The organism is Nesterenkonia halobia, from assembly GCF_039536005.1.
Classification (GTDB): Bacteria; Actinomycetota; Actinomycetes; order Actinomycetales; family Micrococcaceae; genus Nesterenkonia; species Nesterenkonia halobia.
Genome location: NZ_BAAAYG010000003.1, coordinates 585953 through 608059 on the forward strand (window position 1 = coordinate 585953; position 22107 = coordinate 608059).

Genomic DNA, 22107 nt, shown 5'->3' on the forward strand with positions numbered 1-22107 from the left:
CGAGTTCCCCGAGTTCCCCGAGTTCCCCGAGTTCCCCGAGTTCCCCGAGTTCCCCGAGTTCCCCGAGTTCCCCGAGTTCCCCGAGTTCCCCGAGTTCCCCGAGTTCCCCGAGTTCCCCGAGTTCCCCGAGTCGCCCGAGTCCCCTGAGTTCCCCGAGTCGTCGCCCGAGCCGCCCGAATCGTCCGAGCTGTCCGAGCTGTCCGAGCTGTCCGAGCTGTCCGAATCGTCGCTGGAGTCGTCGTCGGAGGAGCCGCCGGGCTCAGTGCCGTCGCCGTCGGCGGTCACGCCCTGATAGCGCGCGGTCGACCCCGGGTCCTCCCACGGCGAGTCCTTCGGCTCGGGGAACTCTTCGGTCTCGTACTCGTCGGCGACGGCGCTCATGAACTGCTGCCACTGCGGAGCCGCGATCGTCGAGCCGTAGACGTGTTCGTGGGTCTCCCCGTTGATCTCGATGCCCCCGCGGTCTTCCTGGGCGAGCTCGCTGCCCATCGAGTACTGGCCCTCCGGCGTGCCGACCCAGCTCGCCGTGGTCAGCCCCGAGGTGGACCCGATGAACCAGGTCGAGGACTCGTTGTTGTTCGTGCCCGTCTTGCCGATGGCCGGGAAGTCGAGCTCGCCGTCGTTCTCCTTGTCCTCGGCGATGTGTCCCAGGGTCACGTTGACCTCGTTGATGACTTCTTCGTCGATCACCTGCTCGCAGTTCGCCTCCGGGACCTCGTACTCGTTGCCCTCGGTGTCGGTGACCTCGGTGATCGCCCGCGGCCGGCAGTATTCGCCGCCGTTGGCGAAGGTCGCATAGGCCGCCGCCTGGGTCAGCGGGGCGATCTCCGCACCGCCGAGGATGAAGGCGGGCTCCTTCGGGTTCATCTGTTCGCTGCCGCGCGCAGTGTGGATGTTCAGGCGATTCGTCACATCCGTGATGGCGCACATGTCCATCTCCTTGGCCGCGGCCACGGTGGCGGTGTTCAGCGACCAGTACAGTCCGAAGTCGAAGGTCATCTCGCGGTAGGCGTCGATGGCATTGGCGATGGACCAGCCGTTCGTGTCATCGAGCTTGAAGGAGCCCCCGGGCAGGCAGCTGGCCTCCCAGGTGCTGCCGCGCTCGTAGTGGTCCTTGCTCGCGTCCACCCGGTCCATCATCGAGTTGCCCTGTTCGACCCAGGCCGCGGCCACATAGGGCTTCAGCGACGAGCCGCCCTGGAAGCCGCCGCTGCCGCCGTACGCGAAGTCGGTGTTCCAGTTGATCACGTTGCTCGCGGGGTCGTCCGCGGCGCTGTACTCCGAGTTCTGGGCCATGGCTTTGATATTGCCGGTGCCGGGTTCCACGGTCACCAGGCTCGCGCCGACCTGCTGGGTGATCTCGTCCTCGGCGTAGTCCTCGGTCGGGACGCTGTCATCGAAGGTCGAATCCGCCTCCTTCTGCAGATCCGGGTCCAGCGTGGTGGTGATGCGCAGGCCGCCGCGATTCAGCAGCCGCTCGCGCGCATCGCGGTCCGGGCCGAAGGTGTCGTCGGCCAGGACGACGCGCCGGACGTAGTCGCAGAAATAGCCCGCTCCATCGGCGGCGACGCAGCCGTCGGGGCGGTTGTTGTGTGTGGCGTCCAGGTCCTGCTGGACCGCCTGGCGGTGGAGCTTGTCGCTGATCACGCCGTCGTCGTGCATCACGCCCAGCACGACGTCGCGCCGCTCCCGGGCGGCCTCGGGGTTGTCCGCGGGGTCGTAGCCGTTGGGGGACTGCACCATGCCGGCCAGCGTGGCCGACTGGGACAGCGAGAGCTCGCTGGCCGAGACGCCCCAGTAGTGCTGGGCGGCGGCCTCGACGCCGTAGACGCGTCCGCCGAAGGGCACGATGTTCAGGTACCCCTGGAGGATCTCCTCCTTGGTCATCTCCTCCTCGGCGGCGACGGCCAGCTTCATCTCGCGGAGCTTGTCCGCGTAGGTCTTGGTGCCCGAGATCGTGGTGCGCTCGCCGCGCAGGTTCTGGGCGTTGATGAGCACGTTGTTCACGTACTGCTGGGTCAGCGTCGAGGCGCCCTGCTGGGTGTCGGTGGTCAGGTTGTTGACCATCGCGCGGGCCAGGCCGCGGGGGTCCACGCCGTCGTGCTCGTAGAACCTCTCGTCCTCGATGGCGACGATGGCGTCCTTCATGTGCTGGGAGATCTCGTCGAACTCCACCGGGTCGCGGTCCTCGGCGTAGAAGGTCGCCAGCTTCGTCTCGCCGTCGGCGGCATAGACGTGCGAAGGCACGGAGAGCGGCTCCTCGTCCATCTGCGCCGGCAGCGTGTCCAGGAGGTCCTTGCCCGCCGCGGCGGCAGCGCCGCCGGTGGCCGCGAGGGGGAAGATGAGTCCGGCGGCCAGCACGCCGCACAGCCCGCTCACACCTAGGAAGGACATGATCTTGCCGAGCGTGGTGGCCGTGTCGAACAACGGGGACTTGGAGGAAGCCATGACGACCATGGTAACCGTCGCAGGCGCGCGCTTCACTGGACGTCTGCTGGGTGTGCGCGGCTAGGCTGAGGGCATGACTGCATCTCAGACACGGTGGGAGTACGCCACCATTCCGCTCATCATCCACAACACCAAGGGGATCCTCGACCAGTGGGGCGACGAGGGCTGGGAGCTCGTGACCGTGCTGCCCGGGCCCGACGGCAACGCCCCCGTCGCCTATCTGAAGCGTCCGAAGGCTGACTGACCGCGGCGGGGCCGGCGCAGGATCCGACCAGGACCTGCGCAGAACCCGCTGAGAACCCGCTGGGCCAGCTGGACCAGCTGGACCAGCCGAGCATGAGGAGTGCGATGAGCGAGGACACCACGATCGGCGGGACCTCCCGGGTGGAGGCGCGGCTCGCCGAGATCGGCCTGACCGTCCCCGAGGTCGTGCCGCCGGTGGCGGCCTATCAGCCGGCGGTCGTCGCCGACGGCGTCGTCTACACCGCCGGGCAGCTGCCGCTGGTCGACGGCGAGTTGCCGCACCGCGGCAAGGTCGGCGCCGAGGTGACCGCCGAGCAGGCGACCGAGCTGGCGCGGCAGTGCGCGCTGAACTGCCTGGCGGCGCTGAAGCATGCCGTCGGCGACCTGGACCGGATCACCCGGATCGCGAAGGTCGGCGGCTTCGTCGCCTCCGCCCCGAGCTTCACCGGCCAGCCCGCGGTGCTCAACGGGGCCTCCGAGCTCATCGGGGAGGCATTCGGCGACGCCGGCCGGCACGCGCGGAGCGCCGTCGGCGTGGCCGTGCTGCCCATGGACACGCCCGTCGAGGTCGACGTCATCGCGCACATCGCCTGAGGACCCGGGTGCGCACGACGAAGGCCCCGCCGCGACCGATCGAGGTGCGGCGGGGCCTTCGTCGTCTGCCGAGGCGTCGGCGGGGCGCTCAGCGGGAGCGCTGGCGGATGCGCTGGATGTCGAGGATCACCACGGCGCGGGCCTCGAGGCGCAGCCAGCCGCGCTGGACGAACTCGGCCAGGGCCTTGTTGACGGTCTCGCGGGAGGCGCCGACCAGCTGGGCCAGCTCCTCCTGGGTGAGCTCGTGGGCCACCAGCACGCCGTCCGGCGCCGGACGGCCGAAGCGGTCGGCCAGGTCCAGCAGGGCCTTGGCCACGCGGCCGGGGACGTCGGAGAAGACCAGGTCAGCCAGGGACTCGTTGGTCCGGGTCAGGCGCTTCGCCAGCGCCTGCAGCAGCTGCACCGAGACCTCCGGGGTGGAGGTGATGACCTCGCGCAGGCTCTCATGCCTCAGGCCGGCCAGCCGGGTCTCCGAGACCGCCGTGGCGGTGGCGGTGCGCGGCGCCGGGTTGAACAGCGCCATCTCGCCGAAGACCTCTCCCGGGCCGAGCACGGCGAGCAGGTTCTCCCGCCCGTCCGGCGTGGTGCGGCCGAGCTTGATCTTGCCGGAGACGATGAAATAGAGCTGGTCTCCCTGGTCCCCCTCGTGGAAGACGGAGCTGCCGCGGGAGAGATCGACCTCGGAGAGCTCGGCGGTCAGAGCGGCGAAGACGTCGTCGTCGACGGTCGCGAAGAGTGGTGCGCGACGCAGTACTTCAAGATCCATGGGGCTTCCGTTCTTCCTCTCCGAGATGCATGCGGTCTCGCTGGTATTGAAGTTACCAGGTCAGCCCACCCCCGGGAAACGACCCGCGCGGAGCAGACGGGTGTGAGAACCTGGACTTCGATCGTCCGACCGGCCGAACACCTTCGCATGTCGCCGCCCTCCGCGTCGAATCGTCTCGGAATTCGAGGCTTCGACCTGGGGCCATGCGCCCGCGCGACGCGGAGCCCGTCGTCCGCCCCACCGTCGTCCGCCCGCCGCCCCGCGGGCCGAGGAGAGCTTCGACCCCATGGGACCCCTGCTGCTCGACCTGATCCTGGCCCTCGTGCTGCTCTCGGTGTTCGTCTCCGGACTGCGCAAGGGGATCTGGATCACCATCGGAGGGCTGGCCGGCTTCCTGGTGGGCGCGACGGCGGCCTTCTTCGCCATACCCATCGTCTCCGGGTGGGTCTCCGACCCCATCTGGCGGGTGGTCGCCGTGCTCGGCGCGGCCCTCGTGCTCGTCGTCGCCGGCCATGCCCTGGGCACCACGGCCGGGGCCGAGCTGCAGCGCCTGACCCGCTCGTCGACGGTGCGAACCCTCGGCGCGCTCATCGGCGGGGTGCTGAACCTCGCCGTGGCCGGACTGGTGATCGCCGCCCTCTCCTTCTCCGTCGGGGCGATGGGCTTCCCGCAGGTCAATCAGCACATGCGGCAGTCGCACGTGCTGCAGGCGGTCGACGTCGCGGTGCCGGACGCCGCAGAGATGTGGTTCGCCCAGGTGCGCACGCTGGTGCTCGAGTCCGAGATCCCGCAGATCGCCCAGCCGCTGGTGCCGCAGCGCGACGAGGCCCCCGACGCCGTCGAGCTCAGCGACGGCGCCGAGGAGGCCGCCGGCTCGGTGGCGCGGGTCGTCGGCGTCGCCGAGCAGTGCGGGCAGAGCCAGAGCGGATCCGGATTCGTCGTCTCTCCGACGCGGGTGGTGACCAACGCCCACGTCGTCGCCGGCGTCGGCTCGCCGAGCGTCGAGCTGCCCGACGGGCAGGTGGTCACCGGCCGGGTGGTGCACTTCGACCCGCGGCAGGACCTGGCGGTGCTGGCCGTCGACGAGCTGCAGGCCGAGCCGCTGGAGTTCGACGATCCGATGGAGGTCGGCGAATCCGGCTACATCATGGGCTACCCCGCCGGCGGTCCGTTCCAGTCCGGCTCGGCAGTCGTCCAGGCCCGGGACGTCTCGGCCATCGAGGGGATCTACGGCGGCCCGTCGAGCTCGCTGGAGGTCTATCAGCTCAACGCCGAGGTGCGGCAGGGCAACTCCGGCGGGCCGCTGCTGGACGGCGACGGCGACGTCGTCGGCGTGGTCTTCGCCCGCGCGCTGGAGGGCGACGCCGTCGGATTCGCACTGACCGCCAGGCAGGCCGGCGAGGTGCTCACCGAGCCCGGCCAGTACACCGAGACGGTCTCCACCGGGCAGTGCGTGGAGGACTGAGGGTGGGCCTCGGCTCGTGGCCCCGGCTCGCGGGCCGGGGCGACGGGTCAGTCCTGCAGGCGATCAGTCCTGCAGTCGCTCGGCGAGCAGGTCGACGGCGAGCCGGTACCCGGTGAGCCCCGCGCCGGCGATCACCGCGTCCACCACCGGGGAGATGTACGAGTGGCGGCGGAACTCCTCGCGGGCGTGCACGTTGGAGATGTGCACCTCCACGGCGGGCCGGGCGACGGCGCCGAGCGCGTCGCGCAGCGCCACCGAGGTGTGGGTGTAGGCGGCCGGGTTGATCACGATCCCGTCGGCGCCGGGGCGCTCGGCGGAGCCACGGACGCTCTGGACCGCGTCGACCAGCTCGCCCTCATGGTTCGACTGGACCACCTCGACGGCGAGGCCGTGCGCGGACGCGGCGGTGCGGCAGATCTCCTCGACGTCGGCGAGCGTCGCGGTGCCGTAGACCTCCGGCTCCCGGGTGCCCAGCAGATTCAGGTTCGGTCCGTTGATGATCAGCAGGCGGCCGGTCTCGGCGGGCATCGGGGCTCCTCGCAGGTGTCGGGCGGCGTCCTCGGCCGGTCGGGCGCCGGCCGTCTCCCACTCTAGCCGCCGGCCGGGAGCCGGCCAGGAGTCGGCTTGAGGTCGGTCGGAGACGAAGTCCCCGAGGCTCTCGCGCTGTGCCGATGCGGCATCACCCTTGTCCCGGGCCCCTGACCTGCGATGAGCTTCCTTCCAGCGGTTCGGTGTGAGCTGGAGCACAGATCCGGCCTCCGAAGGGCGACGACGCCCGCCGGAGCCTGGGCCGTCCGCACCGAGGCAGGAAGGACGATCATGCATCGCAGCATCCTCACCACGTCGGCGGCCACCGCGGCCGCTGCCGCACTCCTGATCAGCGGAGGGTCGGCCGCCGTCGCCGGTCCGCCGACGCACGCCGGATCCGGCGCCGACCGCCCGGCCGGACCGGCGGCGCCGCAGGCCCAGACGGCCCGGACGCCGCTGGAGCGCCAGGTCCTCGCCGAGGGCGACGGCTGGGCCTCGGCGGATGACGGGACGACCGGCGGCTCCGCGGCGAGCCAGGAGCACGTCCACGACGTCTTCTCCCGCGCCGAGCTGGTGGACGCCCTGGAGAGCTCCGACGACGAACCCTCGATCATCCGGGTCCACGGGGTCGTCGACGCGGCCACCGACGACGACGGCGGTCAGCTGACCTGCTCCGACTATGCCGCCGGCACCGGCTATTCGCTGGAGGAGTATCTGGAGGCCTACGACCCCGAGACCTGGGGCTGGCAGGAGGAGCCCTCCGGCGCGCTGGAGGAGGCCCGCGAGGCCGCCGCGCAGAACCAGAAGGAGCACATCCGCTGGGACATCCCGTCGAACACCACGATCGTCGGCGCGAGCCCGGAGGCCGAGATCACCGGCGCGGCGCTGCGCATCGACGGCGAGGAGAACGTGATCCTGCGCAACCTCACCATCAGCGACTCCAAGGACTGCTTCCCCTCCTGGGATCCGACCGACGGCGACGCGGGGAACTGGAACAGCGAGTACGACATGCTCCAGGTCATCAACGGCGCCGAGCATGTCTGGCTCGACCACAACACCTTCACCGACGCGCCGACCTTCGACGACGAGCTGCCCGAGCACTTCGGCCGCACCTATCAGATGCACGACGGCGCCGTGGACGTCACCAACGGCTCGAATCTGGTGACGATGTCCTACAACCGTTTCGAGGACCACGACAAGCTGATGCTCATCGGCTCCACCGACTCGGCGGACCGCGGCGACCCGGGCAAGCTGAAGGTCACCATCCACCACAACCGCTTCACCGACGTCGGCCAGCGCGCCCCGCGGGTGCGCTGGGGCCAGGTGGACGTCTACAACAACCACTTCGTCACCACGGACGACAGTCCGGTGGACTACAGCTATCTCTTCGGCGTCGGCAACGAATCGCATCTGCACACTGAGGCCAACGCCATCGAGTTCCGCGGCGCCGACGGCGGCGCCGACGAGGTGATCAAGAACTGGCGCGGCGAGGTCTACTCCGGCACGGACAACCTGGTCGACGGCGAGCCGGTCGACCTGCTGGACGCCCACAACACCGCCGTCGCCGAGGATCAGCAGCTGGACGAGGACACCTCCTGGACCCCGCAGCTGCGCGGCCGCGTCGACGCCCCGCAGGCGGTGCCGGCGCTGCTGTCCGGCAACGTCGGACCGATCTACACCGCCGACGGCGACGGGGAGGGTCGATGAGCGCGGGTCAGCTCAGCCGCCGCACGCTGCTGCGCACCGCCGGGCTCTGCGCGGCCTCGGCGACCGCCGTCGTCGCCGCCGCCTCTCCGGCCGCCGCCGCGGTCGGGGAGGCGGGCCCCGGCGGGCGGCGCGCCCCGGTGATCGCCGTCGTCGGCGACTCCACCGCCTCGGTCTACGAGCATGAGCTGCGTCCCCGAACCGGTTGGGGCCAGGCGCTGCCGCTGCTGACCGGGTCCGGGGCGAGCGTCTTCGACTATGCCTGGTCGGGCGCCTCGTCGAAGAGCTTCTACGACGCCGGCAAGCTCGACACTGTGCTGCAGCTGGTGGGCGAGGGGGACATGCTGCTGATTTCCTTCGGGCACAATGACGAGAAGATCGAGGACCCCGACCGCGGCACCGACCCCGACACCACCTTCCCGGAGTATCTGCGCCGGTACATCGACGGCGCCCGGTCCGTCGGGGCGAGGCCGGTGCTGGTCACCCCTGTCGAGCGGCGCCGCTTCGACGCCTCCGGGCAGGCGGGCGACTCGCACGGCGAGTATCCGCGGGCGATGCGCGAGCTCGCCGCGGCCGCCGACGTCCCGCTGGTCGACCTCACCGCCTCCTCGCGGGCGCTGTGGCAGCAGGAGGGGCCGGAGGGCACGCGGGACCTCTTCCTGCACGTGGCGCCGGGCGTCCATCCGCAGTACCCCGACGGGCGGAAGGACGACACGCATTTCCAGGCCGCCGGGGCGCTCGCCGTCGCCCGACTGGTCGCCGACGAGCTCGTCGAGCGCGGCATCGCGCCCGGCGGGTGGCTCGCCGCGCGGAACCGGCGGATCGATCCGCTGGGCGCGACGAGCTGGCCGGCCGAGCGTCCGGTCGAGGAGGTCCGGGTGCTCACCGTCGGCGCCGACGGCGACCACCCGACAGTGCAGGATGCCGTCGACGCCGTGCCGGCCGGCGGGCTGATGCGCACGCTGATCGGCATCCGGCCCGGCGAGCATCGCCAGGTGGTGCGCGTACCGGCGGAGAAGGCGCGGATCAGCTTCATCGGGCTCGGGGAGCGCCCCGAGGACACGGTGCTGGTCTACGACAATGCCAACGGCACGCCGCTTCCCGACGGCGAGGGCACCTACGGCACCACCGGCAGCACCTCGATCCGGATCGATGCGCCGTGGTTCGAGGCGGAGAACCTCACCTTCGCCAACGACTTCGACGAGGAGGCCCACCCGGAGATCTCCGGGCGTCAGGCGGTCGCGCTGCGGCTGGCCGGGGATTTCGCAGTGCTGCGGAACGTGCGCTGTCTGGGCGACCAGGACACGCTGTACGTGAACTCGCCGGCGGCCGGCGTCGTCGCCCGGCAGTACGTCGCCGGGGCCCGGGTGGAGGGCGACGTCGACTTCATCTTCGGGCGCGGGACGGCGGTCTTCGACGACTGCGAGATCGTCTCGCGGGACCGCGGGGAGGCGAACAACGGGTATATCACCGCCAGCAGCGTGGATCGGTCCATCGCCCACGGGCTGCTCTTCGACGGGTGCCGGTTCACCTCCGAGGCCGCACGGCGCACAGTGCATCTGGGGAGGCCGTGGCACCCGGGCGGGGATCCGGGCGCGATCGCCCAGGTGCTGGTCCGCGACTCCCGACTCGGCGCGCACATCATGGCGTCCCCGTGGACGGACATGAGCGGCTTCCCGTGGGAGGAGGCGCGCTTCGCCGAGCATCACAACCACGGTCCCGGCGGCTTCGTCTCCGCGGACCGGCCGCAGCTGAGCCCGGACGAGGCCGCGGAGCACACTGTCGCCGTGCATCTGCACGGCGGCGACGGATGGGCCCCGCAGCTGCTCGGCACCTCCGTCGATGCGACGGCGCTGCTGAGCCCGCGCCGTCGGCTGGAGCTGGCCGGCGTGTGAGGCCGGCCGGTGCGTCGGCAGGCGCCGCATGACGACGGGCCCCGGAACCTCCCTTTGCGGGAGGTGCCGGGGCCCGTTCGTCGCGCGCCGGGCGCGAGCCTGACTGTGCGCGGCCGACGGCCGCGCGACTCGCTCAGCTCTGCGCGGCCCGCATGTCGTCGGAGATCTTCTCCATCACCGAAGGGTCGGCCAGCGTCGAGGTGTCGCCCGCGTCCTTGCCCTCGGCCACGTTCTTCAGCAGTCGGCGCATGATCTTGCCCGAGCGGGTCTTGGGCAGCTCGGGGACCACCAGCACGTTGCGCGGCTTGGCGATCGGTCCGATCTGCTCGCCGACGTGGGCGCGCAGCAGCTGCTCGGTCTTCGCCTCGTCGTCGCCCTCGTGGTCGCTGTTCAGGATGACGAAGCCGACCACGGCCTGGCCGGTGGTCGCGTCCTCGGCGCCGACGACGGCGGCCTCGGCCACCGCCTCGTGGGAGACCAGCGCGGACTCGATCTCCGTGGTGGAGAGCCGGTGGCCGGAGACGTTCATGACGTCGTCGACGCGGCCCATCAGCCAGATGTCGCCGTCCTCGTCGGTGCGGGCGCCGTCGCCGGCGAAGTACACGTCGCCGAACCGGGACCAGTAGGTGTCCTTGTAGCGCTCCGGGTCCTTCCAGATGCCGCGCAGCATCGCCGGCCAGGGCTCGCGGACGACCAGCAGTCCGGCCTCGCCGCGGCCGAGCGGCTCGCCCATCTCGTCGACGACGCCGATGTCGATGCCCGGCACTGCGGCCTGCGCCGAGCCCGGCTTGGTCGCGGTCACGCCCGGCAGCGGGGCGATCATGTGCGCGCCGGTCTCGGTCTGCCACCAGGTGTCGGCGATCGGCGCCGGGTCCTCCTTCGGCGGGTTGCCGGGGCCGTTGTTGGCGCCGATGACCTCGCGATACCACATCCAGGCCTCGGGGTTGATGGCCTCGCCGACGGTGCCCAGCACGCGCAGGCTGGAGAGGTCGTACTGGTCCGGGATCTCCCGGCCCCACTTCATGCAGGTCCGGATCAGCGTCGGGGCGGTGTAGAACTGCGTGACCCCGTACTTCTGGACGATCTCCCAGAGCCGGCCCTTGTGCGGGGTGTCCGGGGTGCCCTCGTAGACCACCTGCGTCGCGCCGTTCACCAGCGGGCCGTAGACGATGTAGGAATGGCCGGTGACCCAGCCGACGTCGGCCGAGCACCAGTAGACGTCCTGCTCCGGCTTCAGATCGAAGGTGTCCCGGTGGGTGACCGCGGTCTGGGTCAGGTAGCCGCCGGTCGTGTGCAGGATGCCCTTGGGGTTCCCCGTGGTGCCGGAGGTGTAGAGGATGAAGAGCGGGTGCTCGGCGTCGTGGGCGACGTACTCGTGGGTCGCCGACTGCTGCGGCACCAGGTCGTGCCACCACGTGTCGATCTCGCCGACGGGCACGTCCTCGCCGTTGCGGCGCACGACCACGACGTTCTCCACCGTGTGGCCGGGAGCGGCGAGAGCCTCGTCGACCTGCGGCTTCAGCGGCGACGGCTTGCCGCGCCGGTAGGAGCCGTCGGCGGTGACGACCAGCTTGGCCTCGGCGTCGTCGATGCGCGAGCGCAGCGCGTCGGAGGAGAAGCCGCCGAAGACCACCGAGTGGATGGCGCCGATGCGCGCGCAGGCCAGCATCGTCACGATCGTCTCGGGGATCATCGGCATGTAGACGGCCACGCGGTCGCCCGAGGTCACGCCCAGCGACTCGAAGGCGTTGGCGGCGCGCGCGACCTCCTCGGCGAGCTCACGATAGGTGATCGCGCGCTCGTCGCCGGGCTCGCCCTCGAAGTGGATGGCGACCCGGTCGCCGTTCCCGGCCTCGACGTGCCGGTCGGCGGCGTTGTAGGCGGCGTTGAGCTCGCCGCCGACGAACCACTTCGCGAACGGCGCCTCGGACCAGTCCAGCGTCTGGGTGAAGTCGGCGTCCCAGCTCAGCACGTCGCGCGCCTGGGAGGCCCAGTATGCCAGCCGGTCGGCCGAGGCGGCCTCGTACCGCTCGGCGGTGGCCACTGCGTCCGCGGCGAACTCGGAGCTCGGCGGGAAGACGCGAGTCTCGTGCTGGAGCGTGTCGAGCTGGTTGTCGGCCGGGGGCGTCGGGGTCATGCGCTGTCCTCCTCGGATCGTCACACGGGCACTGCGGGTCTCGACCGCCGACGAGGTGCGGACGTGGGTCCGCGTCGGCGGTCGCGCAGTGCGCGAGATCGTCCGGGCCCGCCTCGTCGGCGGGACCCGGCGGCACCTTCTGTGTCGCCGCTCACAATACTCCTCCGAGGCGCGAGGAGGCGAGGTGGGCGGTGCGTGAGGGGTGTCACACTGAGGCGCTGACCTGAGGTTTCGCCGAACGGCCCCGGTGAACGGACTCTCCGCGGCCGCCGGCGGTCTGCCCGACGGCGCCGTCGTCCGCCCCGACGGCGGCCCGCCGATCCCCGGCGGCATCGGCGGGCGCGTCGCCGGCGCGTCGTAGACTGGCGGCGATGATGCGCGAGGAGACGCCCCTGGCCACCACGCGCCGGGCACGGAAGATCAACCGGACCCTGGCCGAGGTCTATCCCTATGCGGTGGCCGAGCTGGACTTCGAGAATCCCTTCGAGCTGCTCGTGGCCACCGTGCTGTCCGCCCAGACCACCGATGTCCGGGTCAACGCGGTGACTCCGGAGCTCTTCCGCCGGTATCCCGACGCGCACGCGCTGGCCGTCGCCGACGAGCGCGAGCTGGCCGAGCTCATCCGGCCCACCGGCTTCTTCCAGTCCAAGACCCGCTCGCTGCTGGGCCTGGCCGGGGCGCTGGTCGAGACGCACGACGGCGAGGTCCCGGGCGACCTCGACGCCCTGGTGGAGCTGCCCGGCGTCGGACGCAAGACCGCCTTCGTGGTGCTGGGCAACGCCTTCGGCCGCCCCGGGCTGACAGTGGACACCCACTTCGGGCGGCTGGCCCGGCGGCTGGGCTTCACCGAGGAGCAGGACCCGGTGAAGGTCGAGCGCGACGTCGGCGCTCTCTTCGAGCCGAAGGACTGGACGATGCTCTCGCACCGGCTGATCTTCCACGGGCGGCGGGTCTGCCATGCCAAGCGCCCGGCCTGCGGCGCCTGCCCGATCGCCCGCTGGTGCCCGTCCTTCGGCGCCGGCGAGGAGGACCCGGAGGCCGCGCGCGAGCTGCTGAAGTATGAGCTCGCCCCCGGCCGGGAGGATCTGCTGGAGAAGATGCGCGCCGGCTGGACGCGTCGGCAGCTGCGCGAGGCGGGGTATCCGCTCAGTGCCTGATGCGACGCCCACTTCGGGATCGGACGCCGCGCCTGTGGGACGGGGCGCGACGCCGGGACGCGACGACGCCGTCGCGGCGCTGCGCGCAGTGGTCGCCGACGCCGCCGACTACCGGCGCCGGCACCCCCGCGCGGCGGAAGTCGGCGGATGGTGGCAGCAGGAGCCCGCCGTCGAGGTCCCGGCGCGGCCGGCGATGCGTCCCGGCGAGGGACGCGACGCGGCGGTGCTCATGCTGTTCTGCCTGCCGGAGGCCCCGGATGAGGAGCCGTATCTGCTGGTCACCCAGCGCGCCGCCGGGCTCTCGGCGCACCCCGGCCAGGTGGCGCTTCCCGGCGGGGCGCTGGAGCCCGAGGATTCCGGCCCTGTCGCCGCGGCGCTGCGCGAGGCCGGCGAGGAGGTCGGGCTGGATCCCGCCGGGATCGAGGTGCTGGGCCCGCTGCCGCCGGCACCGGTGCCGGTCAGCGGCTTCATGGTCATCCCGGTGCTGGCGACGACCACGGACCCGGGGCCGATGACGCCGGAGGCGGGTGAAGTCGACCGGGTGATCCGCGTGCCGCTCTCGGCGCTGGTGGATCCCGTGAACCGCAGCACCTCGCTGCTGCACCGCCGGGGCACGACGTTCCGCGGACCGGCGTTCGTCGTCGACGGCACGCTCATCTGGGGATTCACCGCGATCCTGGTCGACCGGATGCTGGCGCGGCTCGGCTGGGAACGTCCCTGGGACGCCCGGAGGACGGTGGACCCGCAGGACTTCCAGATCATCGACTGAGCCTTTCGGCCTTTCGCCGTCGGTGCTCGGCTGTGCCGTCAGCGTCTCGAGAGCGGGCTGCGGGCGCTGTCCGCGTGGGAGTCCTGCACAGGCCTCCGCTCCTGCACAGCCTTCTGTTCCTGCACAGGTGGCCGCGGGGCGACGGCGACGCGCCGAGTCCTCCACACCGGGCGGCGACGCGCTTCTCCGCTCGGCGCGGCACGGCCACGGTGGAGCCATGGGACCACGCATCGAGGACACGGCGCGGCAGAGGAGCCGCCCGAGGGCCGGCGCCGCGCCCGACGCCGCGGGGGCCGCGCTGCTTCGTCGCCGCGGGCCGCGCGCAGACCCCGGGGAATTCGCCGAGCCTGTCGAGCCCGCCGAACCCGTCGAGCCCGGGGAGCCGGCGATCCTGCTGGTCACCTCCGACGAGGCGCTGCGCGACGAGATCACGCTGACCGCCGCCGTCGTGGGCGCGCGCACCGATGCGCGGGAGACCTGGCCCGAGGGCTGGCGGCGCGCCGTCGGCCCCGGGGGACGCTGGACTGCGGCCCTGTGCTCGCCGGAGTCGGCCGCCTCCGCCGGGGCCGCGGCCGACGGACTGCTGCTGGTCGGTCGCGGCGATGCGGCGCATTGGCAGGCCGCCGCCGGGAGGCCGGCGGCCGTTCCGGTGCCGCTGCCGGCGGCCGAGAGCTGGCTCGGCGAGCATCTGGCCGCCCGGGCGACGGACCGGCTCCCGGGTCGGACGGTGCTGGTGGCCGGATCCCACGGCGGCGTGGGCGCCAGCACTGTCGCGTTCCTGGCCTCCGCCGAGGCGGCGGCCCGCGACGAACGGGCTCTGCTCGTCGACGCGGATCCGGCGCCCGGCTCCGGGCTGCGCGACCTGCTCTCCGCAACGGCCGACGCCGAGGCCCTCCTGGACTGGACGGGGATCGCGGCCACAGAAGGTGCGCTCGCCCCGGGGCATCTCGCCTCGGCGCTGCCCGAGGTGGAGGGGATCCACGTGCTCACCGGCGCGCCGACGCTGGAGCTGTCGTCCGGTCTGATCGACCGTGTGCTCTCCGCCGGGCGCCGGGGGTTCGACCTGGTCGTCGTCGACGCCGGCCGCGGAGGCACCCTCGGGACGCCCGGCGAGCCGGGGCGCGCCGCCGAGGCCTCGCGCGGCGAGGCCGCCTGGGACGCCGGCCTGTTGGTCAGCTCGGCCTCGGCGCGCGGAATGCGCGGGGCCGCCGAGATGCTCGCCGCCCGGCCGCAGATCCCCTGGGCGGTGGTGTCCTCCGGAGCCGCCCGCCCGGGCTGGTGCCGGGAGGATCTGGCGGCCCTCGGGCCGCCTGTCGCCGCCGACCTGCCCGAGCAGAAGTGGCTGCGGCGGGCCGACGACCTCGCGGAGGCCTATGAGCTGCTCCGGACGCGCCGCGGCGAGGCCTTCGCCGCGGCGCTGCTGGAGTCTGTCGGCGCGGCAGAGCCGACCGGCCTCGGAACCGGACTGCGGGCCGCGGCGGTGGGCGATGAATGAACGCGCCGTCGGACCGGAGGACCGCGCCGCGCAGCGGCTCCTCACGGAGGATCTGCCCGACGCCGAGACCCTGCGCGAGCTGCGTGAGGCGCTGACGGCGGGGGACGAGCCGATCACCGCCGCGCGCATCGCCGAGCAGGTGCGCCGTGCAGGGCTGGCGCTCGGTGCGGCCACCACTCGACGGCTCGTCGGTCGACTCCGTGACGAGCTGGTCGGTCTGGGGCCGCTGCAGCGGTACGTCGACGAGCCCGGCGTCACCGACGTGCTGATCGACGGCAGGGCGCGCATCTGGACCGACGGAGCCGACGGGCTCCGGCGTCGGGCGGCCGCACTGGAAGGCGAGGAGCAGGCGCGCTCGCTGGCCCGGCGGCTCATCGCCCTCTCGGGAGGGCGGCTGGATGAAGGACGCCCCTGCGCGGACGGGCGGCTCGGCGACTGTCGCATCCATGCCGTCATCCCACCGGTGGCCGTGGAAGGCACGATGCTCTCGGTGCGGGTGGCCCGCGGCGCCGTCGCCCGGCTGGAGGACCTCGCGGCGGACTGGTCCCACCGCGAGGACTGGCTGCGACTGATCCGTGCGGTGGTCCGCAGACGGTCGAACTGCCTGATCTCCGGCGGCACCGGGGCGGGCAAGACCGCGTTGCTGGCGGCGATGCTGGCCGAATGCCCGGCCGACGAGCGTCTGGTGATCGTCGAGGACTCCGCCGAGCTGCACCCCGAGCACCCGCATGTCGTGCATCTGCAGGCCCGGCGGGGAAATGCCGAAGGAGCCGGAGCGGTGGAGATGGGCCAGCTGGTCCGTCAGACGCTGCGCATGCGCCCGGACCGGCTGATCGTCGGCGAGTGCCGCGGCGCCGAGCTGCGCGACTTCCTGGCGGCGATGAACACCGGCCATCGCGGCGCCGGCGGCACGGTCCACGCGAATTCGCCGGAGGCGGTTCCGGCGCGACTGGAGGCCATGGGGGCGCTGGCGGAGATGCCGCCGCAGACGGTGGCGATGCAGGCCGCAGCTGCTCTGGATCTGGTCATCCACGTGGAGCGGCGCGGTCCGCACCGACGGCCCACGGCGGCCTCGCAGGTCGTCTGGGCCGACGGGAAGCTGGGCATGACCCCGGTGCTCCGTCAGGACGGGGAGGTTCTGCGTCGCGGACCGGGGTGGCAGGCGCTGGTCGGCGACGAACCCGGAGAACCCGACGCGAGCGACGAGCAGGACGCCGTCCGGTGGTGCGGAGAATGGAAGGCGGAGACGGATGGATGAGCTCCTCGACGTCGGCCGCGGCGCGATGCTGCTGCTCGGCGGAGGCTGTGCGCTCGTCGCCGTGGTGATGCTGATTCCGCCGCCGCCGGCGGCCCGTCACCGTGCCTCGACGGGGATCTCGGGTGCGTCGAGCCGTGCCCGGTCGGGGATCGCGCGGCGCGTGCGCTCGCGGCTCGGACGGCGGCAGGGCCGGCGGTCCTCCGGCGAGACCCTGCGCCGTGACGTCGCCGAACTGCTGCGTCAGCTGGCCGCGCTGCTGCAGTCCGGGCGCTCGCCCGGCCAGGCCTGGGGCGACCTCCGCGATCACTGGGGACGGCTCGGGGAGTCGCATCCGCTGGCGGCGGTCTGTGCCGACGTCGCTCGCGCCGAGGCCGCAGGCGACGGGGCCGCGGTCGGGCTGCGCCGCGCCGGTCGCAGAACACGGGACCAGGCCGCGGCCCTCGGGCTGTCCCCGGACGGGGCACGGGCGGTGGGCGAGGTCCTGGACCGGATGCGCGGGGCGGTGGCCCTGTCCGAGGAGACCGGAGCTCCGCTGGCCGAGCTCGCCCGTCGGCTGGCGGCCGCGGCCGAGGAGGACGCCGAGCTGCATGCCGCGATCCGAACGGCGGTCGCCGGGCCGCAGACCACCCAGCTGATCCTGGTGCTGCTGCCGCTCGCCGGCGTCGGACTGGGGCAGGTCATGGGCGCCGACGCCGTCTCGCTGCTGTTCGACGGCGGCGTCGGCACCGGCTGTCTGGTGTTCGGCACGGCGCTGCTGGCAGCAGGATGGTGGTGGGGCCGGGGAATGATCCGGGCGGCGATGCCGCATGGGTGACGTGCTCCTCGAGTCGCCGGCGATGCTCGTCGCCCTCCGCCCTGCTGCATCGGCCGCGATGCTCGGCGGACTGCTGGTCGGGCTGACGGCGGGGCTGCTGGTCCTCCCTGCGCGTCCTCGCGGAGGCCATGCCGTCGAGCGGGTCGGGCGACGACGCGGCGCAGGCCGGGGCCTCGCCCGGCGCAGGCGGCGGCTCCGTCCGGCCTCGGCGCGGGATGCCTCCTCCTCGATGGCGGGCGTCACCGCCGACGTCGCCTCCGGTGACGCTCCCGAGGCCGCCCCCGGTGAGGCCCCTGACGCGGCGCTGCTGGTGGATCTGGTCTCCGCGCTGCTCGCGGCCGGCTCCGGGATCGAGGCGTCGCTGGACCGCCTCGCCCGGACGGTGCCCGGCGCGGAGCCGCTGAGCGCCGTGCACCGAGCGCTGGCCGCCGGTGCCGGCTGGGACGAGGCCTGGGCCGAGCTGCGCCGAGGGCGCGCCGGCGGCGGGCTCGGCGCATTGCTGTCTCGTCTCCCCGGCCGTCGCGAGGAGACGGACTCACGCCTCCGGCCGCTGTGCGACCTCGGCGAGCAGCTGACCTTCGCCCACGGCACCGGGGCCCCCAGCACCGAACTGCTGCAGATCGGCGCGGTCCGGCTGCGGTCCGCGCGCCGGCACGCGGCAGAACGGCAGGTGGCCAGACTGGGCGTGCGCATGGTGCTGCCGCTGGGGATCTGCTTCCTGCCGGCCTTCATCCTCCTCGGCGTGATGCCCGTCGTCCTCGGCCTGCTGCCGCAGGTGATCGACGGCGCGCTGGGCGGGTGATCCCGCCGCGACGGCGGCACGGAGGGCGGGTCAGCCGGCCAGCGGCAGCTCGGCGACCACTGTGTGGTGCGCCGTGCCCCGAGGGCCTGCGCCGAGCTGGGAGCGCATCAGCAGCAGCGCGCCGGCCCGCCACTCGGGGCCGGCATAGTCGGCGAGCTCCGCCGCGCGGCGTCGGAGCTGCTCGACGCCGACTCCGCGCCGCGACGAGCGGGCCAGAGTCAGATGCGGCACAGGGTCCTCGGCCGGCGAGTCCGAGTCCCAGGCGTCCTGCGTCGGCACGGACGTGGTCGATGCCGGCGAGGCGGCCGCGTCCGCCGACCCCGGAGCCTCGGCCCCGGGGCGCCGCCGTCGGCCGTCCTCGGAGACGGCGTCGCGGCAGGCGATCATCAGCTCCACCAGCGGGTCGCGCGTCGTCTCAGTCGGTCCGGGAGACGACGTTCCCCCGGGGTCTCGAGCCTGCACACCAGCCCAGAGCACCCGGTCGGAGAACATCCCGGCGCCGGCGAGCCGCAGAATCGGCGGAGGCGTCGCGGAGGCGAGCCTCGCCAGTTCGGCGCGGATCCGCTCGGCCTCCTGGTCCGGGACGTCTCCGTGGAAGGCCAGCGTGATGTGGCGCTGGTGCGCGGGCACCCAGCGCAGGGCCGGCGTCTCCTCCTCGGCCGCGGGCAGCTCGGCCAGGGCCGTCTCCAGATCGTCGAGCGCCGGACGGGGCGGCACGAGGCTGGCGAACATCCGCATGACTCCAGCATGCCGGACCTCCGGCGGCGCGTCAGCGGTGCAGATGCACCGACAGCCCGGTCTCGCCGGGGCGGATCTCCTCGCGCAGCGCCCACTCCTCGGTGTAGTCCCCGGTGAACTGTTCGCGGTAGGGGAGCGGCTCCTCGGCGAAGAGCCCTTCCAGCCGCCGGGCGAGGGATCCGGCGGCCTCCGGCCAGCTGTCCTCGTCGGTGAAGTCGGCGCTGGGCAGCGCCCACGGTCTCAGCGCGTCCATTCCGGTGTAGGCGAACGTGCCGTGGAGCAGGCCGAAGAGCAGCTCCTCCAGCTCGCCGCTCTTGCCCCGCGGACCGATCGATGCGGCTCGGTCGCCGAGCGTGATCGCCGCCAGCGCCCGGGTGCTGCGGAAGGGCCCCTGCTCGAAGCGCAGTCGGCGACCGGTGTCCGGGTCCGTGCCGAAGGCGAAGCCGGAGACGAAGACCCGGTCGAACCAGCCCTTCAGGATCGCCGGCATCCCGTACCACCAGAGCGGGAACTGCACGACGAGCGCGTCGGCACGACGCAGCTTCTGCTGCTCGGCGGCCACATCCGGCGGCTGGGTGCCGGCCAGCTGAGCAGACCGTCCCTGCCGGGTGATCTGCACCGGCCGGGGCGCCGGACGGGTGTCCAGCGTCTCGGCGCGGACCACCGGGTCCCAGGCCATCGCGTGGAGGTCGGATTCCAGGACGGTGTGGCCGCGGCGGCGCAGCACCTCCAGGCCGTGCCGACGCAGACTTCCGGTCAGCGAGTCGGGCTCGGGATGCGCGCTCACCCAGAGCACAGTCCGCGGAGCCTCTGCCGGATCGGCCGCCGGCTCGGCGCGCCGTGCCGGCGATGCCGTGATGTGGTCGGTGTCCATGCCACCAGTGTCAGCAGACAGGGAACCGGTGTACAGTACGGACAATAATGTCCCTGCGGGTTCCGGGGTCCCGCCGGCGAGCGGAGGAGGAGGCGAGGATGCGACTTCCCGTGCAACGGGCCCGCCAGGTGTGCCCGGTGGAGGTGGCGGTGTCGGTGCTCGGCGGCGCGTGGAAGCTCACTGTGGTCAAGCATCTCTTCGACGGGCCGCGTCGGTTCGGCGAGCTCGGTCGGCTGGTGCCGCGGGCCAATCGCAAGACCCTCACGCGCCAGCTGCGCGAGCTGGAGGAGGACGGCGTCGTCGCCCGGACCGTCCACGAGCAGGTGCCGCCGAAGGTGGAGTACTCGCTGACCGAGCTGGGCCGCAGTCTGCACCCGGTCGTGACGGCCATGGACGCCTGGGGCGAGCACTTCGAGGCGCGGACGGCGTCTCAGCGGCCCGCCTGAGCCGGGGCGCATGGTCGCGGGCGGCGCTCTCTCGCCCCGGAGGACTCGGGGTTCACGCCATCCGGTGGACCGTCGCGCCGAGCGCATGGGTCGGGCCGGCGACGTCGGACGCTGCGGCCGCCTCGGCCGTCGCGGACTCGAGCATGCCCCGCACGTCCCCGGCGTCGCCGAGTTCGGCGAGGTACTCCTCATGCGCCTCGAGGGAGGCGATGCCCTGCTCCAGCGGCGCGCCGCCGACGTCGATGAGATGCGTGGCGGGCTCGGCGCCGATGACCATCAGCTCCGACACCGCCCACGGCTCCAGGTTTTCCTGCTCCATCAGGTCGCGGAAGACCCAGGGGTTGTCCGCATCGCGGACGGCGTCGATGGTCGCGATCCCGGCGGCCCGGTGGTCGGCGTGGTTCAGGCCCCAGGGGACGTGCAGGTCCCAGGGCTGGGTGACCACCAGCTCGGGGCGGACTTCGCGGATGCGGCGGGCGATGCGCCGGCGGGTCTCCATATCGGCCTGCAGCGTGCCGTCGGGCAGGTCCAGGATGAGCAGGTCGTCGACGCCGACCAGCGCGCAGGCGCGCCGCTGCTCGGCGGCGCGCAGCGGGCCGACCTCCTCCGGGTCCCGGCTGCGCATGCCCGCCTCGCCGGCGGTGAGCAGCAGGTAGGAGACGTGGAGCCCGCGGGCCGTCCAGCGGGCGACCGCCGCCGAGGTGCCGTACTCGAGGTCGTCGGGGTGGGCGGCGACGCAGAGCACGCGGCTCAGCCGCGAGTCGTCGTAGAGCGGGAGCGTGGTGTCGAGGCTCATGGAGTCGAGACTAGACGCCGGGCTCCGCGACGGTCAGCAGTGCGTGCGCCGGGGCTGCTCAGCTGATCAGCAGTCCGACGCCGAGCGCGCCCAGTCCGGCTGCGAGGAACGCCGCCCCGGCCCAGAGCAGCACGACCCATCGGTTCGGGGCGGTGCGGCCGGTGCCCATCGCCGAGAAGAAGAACCCGGCGGGCATGAGGATCGCGGCGACGAGCACGCCGGTGCGTGCCAGCCACTGCCATCCGCCGGTGAGCCCGGTGGCCTCGGTGAGCAGCAGACAGACCAGTCCAAGGATGATCAGCACGCCCGCGTGAGCGTGGCCGGCGCGGAAGAAGGCGGTCTGGAAATCGGTGGCCGGCACCCGGCCGGTGACGACGCGGGTCAGGAATTGTCCGCCCGTGGTCACAGTGATCGCCGCGAGGACGGCGATCCCAGCGGTGATGCGGGCGGGTTCGGAGAGGTCGAGCATCGTGTCCCCCTGGGTGCTCCTCGGGCGGCGGAGCTCGGGGTCTCCGGCCGGAGCCGAGGGTGCGATGAATCATGACACTGTTATAGAACAGTGTGTGGAAACTGCTGTCAGGGATTAGACTGCCGCCATGGCTCGACCGCGCATCCATGACGAGACCGTCCGACGGCGGCTGCTGGAGGAGACCTCCCGGATGATCGCCGACCAGGGAGCGCATGCGGTGTCGCTGCGCACCGTCGCCGCGGCGGCGGAGACGTCCACTGCGGCGATCTATTCGCTCTTCGGCGGCCGCGAGGAGCTGGTCTCCGCCGTCGTCGCCGAGGGGTTCGAACGGTTCGGCGAGCACCTCTCGGCCGTCCCGACGTCGGGCTCGCCCTGGCAGGACCTGCGCGGCCTCGGCGTCGCCTATCGCGAGTTCGCCCTCGACAGCCCGCACTTCTACCAGGTGATGTTCGGTGCGACGGCCCCCGGTGAAGGGCCCGGCCGGCCCGGGGACGCTCCGACCTTCGCGATGCTGCGCGAGGCGGTGGCGCGGTGTCTCGTCACGTCCGATGCGGACGAGGTCGAGACGCAGGCGCTGAGCATCTGGGGGCTGGTCCATGGTCTGGTGAGCCTCGAGCTCAACGGTCTGATCCCGGGCACGCGCACGGCACGCGATCGGATCTACGCTCGCGCCCTCGAGGGTGTGCCCGGGATGGTCGGCGACTGAGCA

Annotated in this window: 21 protein-coding genes; 13 read left to right on the forward strand and 8 right to left on the reverse strand. The window is 72.7% G+C overall.

Annotated features, from left to right (window positions below):
- Positions 1–2448: transglycosylase domain-containing protein (locus ABD652_RS05340; protein WP_344718924.1), on the reverse strand; the 2448-nt coding region annotated here is incomplete at its 3' end.
- A 73-nt stretch (positions 2449–2521) separates the two neighbouring features.
- Between ABD652_RS05340 and sp36 the strand changes: the two genes are divergently transcribed.
- Entirely contained in the window at positions 2522–2692 is a 171-nt protein-coding gene (gene sp36, locus ABD652_RS05345; RefSeq protein ID WP_344718926.1) for a Sp36 family protein, read from the forward strand.
- Positions 2693–2796: 104 nt separating this feature from the next.
- A complete protein-coding gene (locus ABD652_RS05350; protein ID WP_344718928.1) occupies positions 2797–3285 on the forward strand; it encodes a RidA family protein in 489 nt (162 codons plus the stop codon).
- Positions 3286–3373: 88 nt separating this feature from the next.
- Here the strand turns inward: ABD652_RS05350 and ABD652_RS05355 are convergent, their stop codons facing one another.
- Positions 3374–4051 (reverse strand): Crp/Fnr family transcriptional regulator, encoded by a 678-nt coding sequence (locus ABD652_RS05355; RefSeq protein WP_010524738.1) that lies wholly within the window; start codon positions 4049–4051, stop codon positions 3374–3376.
- 286 nt (positions 4052–4337) lie between these two features.
- On the opposite strand from ABD652_RS05355, the gene ABD652_RS05360 reads away from it, so the two are divergent.
- Positions 4338–5516, forward strand: a complete 1179-nt coding sequence (locus ABD652_RS05360) for a MarP family serine protease (protein ID WP_344718931.1) — start codon at positions 4338–4340, stop codon at positions 5514–5516.
- 63 nt (positions 5517–5579) lie between these two features.
- Here the strand turns inward: ABD652_RS05360 and aroQ are convergent, their stop codons facing one another.
- Complete coding sequence (aroQ, locus tag ABD652_RS05365; RefSeq protein ID WP_344718933.1) at positions 5580–6044, reverse strand: type II 3-dehydroquinate dehydratase; 465 nt, start codon at positions 6042–6044, stop codon at positions 5580–5582.
- 291 nt (positions 6045–6335) lie between these two features.
- Between aroQ and ABD652_RS05370 the strand changes: the two genes are divergently transcribed.
- Positions 6336–7751: a pectate lyase family protein gene (locus ABD652_RS05370; RefSeq protein WP_344718935.1), complete on the forward strand. Its 1416-nt coding sequence runs from the start codon at positions 6336–6338 to the stop codon at positions 7749–7751.
- On the forward strand, positions 7748–9643 hold the full coding sequence (locus ABD652_RS05375; RefSeq protein WP_344718937.1) for a pectinesterase family protein: 1896 nt from the start codon (positions 7748–7750) through the stop codon (positions 9641–9643). The genes ABD652_RS05370 and ABD652_RS05375 overlap by 4 nt, the downstream gene beginning before the upstream one ends.
- Positions 9644–9776: 133 nt before the next feature.
- Here ABD652_RS05375 and acs read toward each other — a convergent pair whose 3' ends face one another.
- Positions 9777–11780: an acetate--CoA ligase gene (acs, locus tag ABD652_RS05380; RefSeq protein WP_344718939.1), complete on the reverse strand. Its 2004-nt coding sequence runs from the start codon at positions 11778–11780 to the stop codon at positions 9777–9779.
- 371 nt (positions 11781–12151) lie between these two features.
- Here acs and nth point away from each other — a divergent pair, with 371 nt between their 5' ends.
- From nth to ABD652_RS05410, 6 genes are all read left to right on the forward strand, one after another.
- The gene (nth, locus tag ABD652_RS05385) at positions 12152–12937 is read left to right on the forward strand and encodes an endonuclease III (RefSeq protein ID WP_344718942.1); all 786 of its coding nucleotides are present in this window, start codon (positions 12152–12154) and stop codon (positions 12935–12937) included.
- A 34-nt stretch (positions 12938–12971) separates the two neighbouring features.
- The gene (locus ABD652_RS05390; RefSeq protein WP_344718944.1) at positions 12972–13706 is read left to right on the forward strand and encodes an NUDIX hydrolase; all 735 of its coding nucleotides are present in this window, start codon (positions 12972–12974) and stop codon (positions 13704–13706) included.
- Between the two features lie 217 nt (positions 13707–13923).
- Positions 13924–15201 carry a CpaE-like family protein gene (locus ABD652_RS05395; RefSeq protein WP_344718946.1) on the forward strand — a complete coding sequence of 426 codons (1278 nt, stop codon included), beginning with the start codon at positions 13924–13926 and terminating at the stop codon, positions 15199–15201.
- Positions 15194–16459: a TadA family conjugal transfer-associated ATPase gene (locus tag ABD652_RS05400; protein ID WP_344718948.1), complete on the forward strand. Its 1266-nt coding sequence runs from the start codon at positions 15194–15196 to the stop codon at positions 16457–16459. The genes ABD652_RS05395 and ABD652_RS05400 overlap by 8 nt, the downstream gene beginning before the upstream one ends.
- The gene (locus tag ABD652_RS05405) at positions 16452–17273 is read left to right on the forward strand and encodes a type II secretion system F family protein (RefSeq protein WP_344718950.1); all 822 of its coding nucleotides are present in this window, start codon (positions 16452–16454) and stop codon (positions 17271–17273) included. Before ABD652_RS05400 ends, ABD652_RS05405 begins: the two co-directional genes overlap by 8 nt.
- Positions 17266–18075, forward strand: a complete 810-nt coding sequence (locus tag ABD652_RS05410; RefSeq protein ID WP_344718952.1) for a type II secretion system F family protein — start codon at positions 17266–17268, stop codon at positions 18073–18075. Before ABD652_RS05405 ends, ABD652_RS05410 begins: the two co-directional genes overlap by 8 nt.
- A gap of 30 nt (positions 18076–18105) precedes the next feature.
- On the opposite strand, the gene ABD652_RS05415 is transcribed toward ABD652_RS05410, so the two are convergent.
- Together ABD652_RS05415 and ABD652_RS05420 are read right to left on the reverse strand one after the other, a co-directional pair.
- Positions 18106–18807 carry a 2'-5' RNA ligase family protein gene (locus ABD652_RS05415; protein WP_344718954.1) on the reverse strand — a complete coding sequence of 234 codons (702 nt, stop codon included), beginning with the start codon at positions 18805–18807 and terminating at the stop codon, positions 18106–18108.
- 37 nt (positions 18808–18844) lie between these two features.
- A complete protein-coding gene (locus tag ABD652_RS05420) occupies positions 18845–19687 on the reverse strand; it encodes an NAD(P)H-dependent oxidoreductase (RefSeq protein WP_344718956.1) in 843 nt (280 codons plus the stop codon).
- A gap of 98 nt (positions 19688–19785) precedes the next feature.
- On the opposite strand from ABD652_RS05420, the gene ABD652_RS05425 reads away from it, so the two are divergent.
- Positions 19786–20133 carry a winged helix-turn-helix transcriptional regulator gene (locus tag ABD652_RS05425; protein WP_344718958.1) on the forward strand — a complete coding sequence of 116 codons (348 nt, stop codon included), beginning with the start codon at positions 19786–19788 and terminating at the stop codon, positions 20131–20133.
- Between the two features lie 52 nt (positions 20134–20185).
- On the opposite strand, the gene ABD652_RS05430 is transcribed toward ABD652_RS05425, so the two are convergent.
- Together ABD652_RS05430 and ABD652_RS05435 are read right to left on the reverse strand one after the other, a co-directional pair.
- The gene (locus tag ABD652_RS05430) at positions 20186–20929 is read right to left on the reverse strand and encodes a PIG-L deacetylase family protein (RefSeq protein WP_344718961.1); all 744 of its coding nucleotides are present in this window, start codon (positions 20927–20929) and stop codon (positions 20186–20188) included.
- 58 nt (positions 20930–20987) lie between these two features.
- Positions 20988–21398, reverse strand: coding sequence for a hypothetical protein (locus tag ABD652_RS05435; protein WP_344718964.1), 411 nt, complete (start codon positions 21396–21398; stop codon positions 20988–20990).
- A gap of 127 nt (positions 21399–21525) precedes the next feature.
- Here ABD652_RS05435 and ABD652_RS05440 point away from each other — a divergent pair, with 127 nt between their 5' ends.
- Positions 21526–22104, forward strand: coding sequence for a TetR/AcrR family transcriptional regulator (locus ABD652_RS05440; protein WP_344718966.1), 579 nt, complete (start codon positions 21526–21528; stop codon positions 22102–22104).
- Positions 22105–22107 lie beyond the last annotated feature (3 nt).

What these genes read in the sequence shown, in the direction of transcription:
- sp36 (WP_344718926.1), top strand. Translation starts at nt 2,522, where the DNA reads ATGACTGCATCTCAGACACGGTGGGAGTACGCCACCATTCCGCTCATC.
- ABD652_RS05350 (WP_344718928.1), top strand. Translation starts at nt 2,797, where the DNA reads ATGAGCGAGGACACCACGATCGGCGGGACCTCCCGGGTGGAGGCGCGG.
- ABD652_RS05355 (WP_010524738.1), bottom strand. Translation starts at nt 4,051, where the DNA reads ATGGATCTTGAAGTACTGCGTCGCGCACCACTCTTCGCGACCGTCGAC.
- ABD652_RS05360 (WP_344718931.1), top strand. Translation starts at nt 4,338, where the DNA reads ATGGGACCCCTGCTGCTCGACCTGATCCTGGCCCTCGTGCTGCTCTCG.
- aroQ (WP_344718933.1), bottom strand. Translation starts at nt 6,044, where the DNA reads ATGCCCGCCGAGACCGGCCGCCTGCTGATCATCAACGGACCGAACCTG.
- ABD652_RS05370 (WP_344718935.1), top strand. Translation starts at nt 6,336, where the DNA reads ATGCATCGCAGCATCCTCACCACGTCGGCGGCCACCGCGGCCGCTGCC.
- ABD652_RS05375 (WP_344718937.1), top strand. Translation starts at nt 7,748, where the DNA reads ATGAGCGCGGGTCAGCTCAGCCGCCGCACGCTGCTGCGCACCGCCGGG.
- acs (WP_344718939.1), bottom strand. Translation starts at nt 11,780, where the DNA reads ATGACCCCGACGCCCCCGGCCGACAACCAGCTCGACACGCTCCAGCAC.
- nth (WP_344718942.1), top strand. Translation starts at nt 12,152, where the DNA reads ATGATGCGCGAGGAGACGCCCCTGGCCACCACGCGCCGGGCACGGAAG.
- ABD652_RS05395 (WP_344718946.1), top strand. Translation starts at nt 13,924, where the DNA reads ATGGGACCACGCATCGAGGACACGGCGCGGCAGAGGAGCCGCCCGAGG.
- ABD652_RS05400 (WP_344718948.1), top strand. Translation starts at nt 15,194, where the DNA reads ATGAATGAACGCGCCGTCGGACCGGAGGACCGCGCCGCGCAGCGGCTC.
- ABD652_RS05405 (WP_344718950.1), top strand. Translation starts at nt 16,452, where the DNA reads ATGGATGAGCTCCTCGACGTCGGCCGCGGCGCGATGCTGCTGCTCGGC.
- ABD652_RS05410 (WP_344718952.1), top strand. Translation starts at nt 17,266, where the DNA reads ATGGGTGACGTGCTCCTCGAGTCGCCGGCGATGCTCGTCGCCCTCCGC.
- ABD652_RS05415 (WP_344718954.1), bottom strand. Translation starts at nt 18,807, where the DNA reads ATGTTCGCCAGCCTCGTGCCGCCCCGTCCGGCGCTCGACGATCTGGAG.
- ABD652_RS05420 (WP_344718956.1), bottom strand. Translation starts at nt 19,687, where the DNA reads ATGGACACCGACCACATCACGGCATCGCCGGCACGGCGCGCCGAGCCG.
- ABD652_RS05425 (WP_344718958.1), top strand. Translation starts at nt 19,786, where the DNA reads ATGCGACTTCCCGTGCAACGGGCCCGCCAGGTGTGCCCGGTGGAGGTG.
- ABD652_RS05430 (WP_344718961.1), bottom strand. Translation starts at nt 20,929, where the DNA reads ATGAGCCTCGACACCACGCTCCCGCTCTACGACGACTCGCGGCTGAGC.
- ABD652_RS05435 (WP_344718964.1), bottom strand. Translation starts at nt 21,398, where the DNA reads ATGCTCGACCTCTCCGAACCCGCCCGCATCACCGCTGGGATCGCCGTC.
- ABD652_RS05440 (WP_344718966.1), top strand. Translation starts at nt 21,526, where the DNA reads ATGGCTCGACCGCGCATCCATGACGAGACCGTCCGACGGCGGCTGCTG.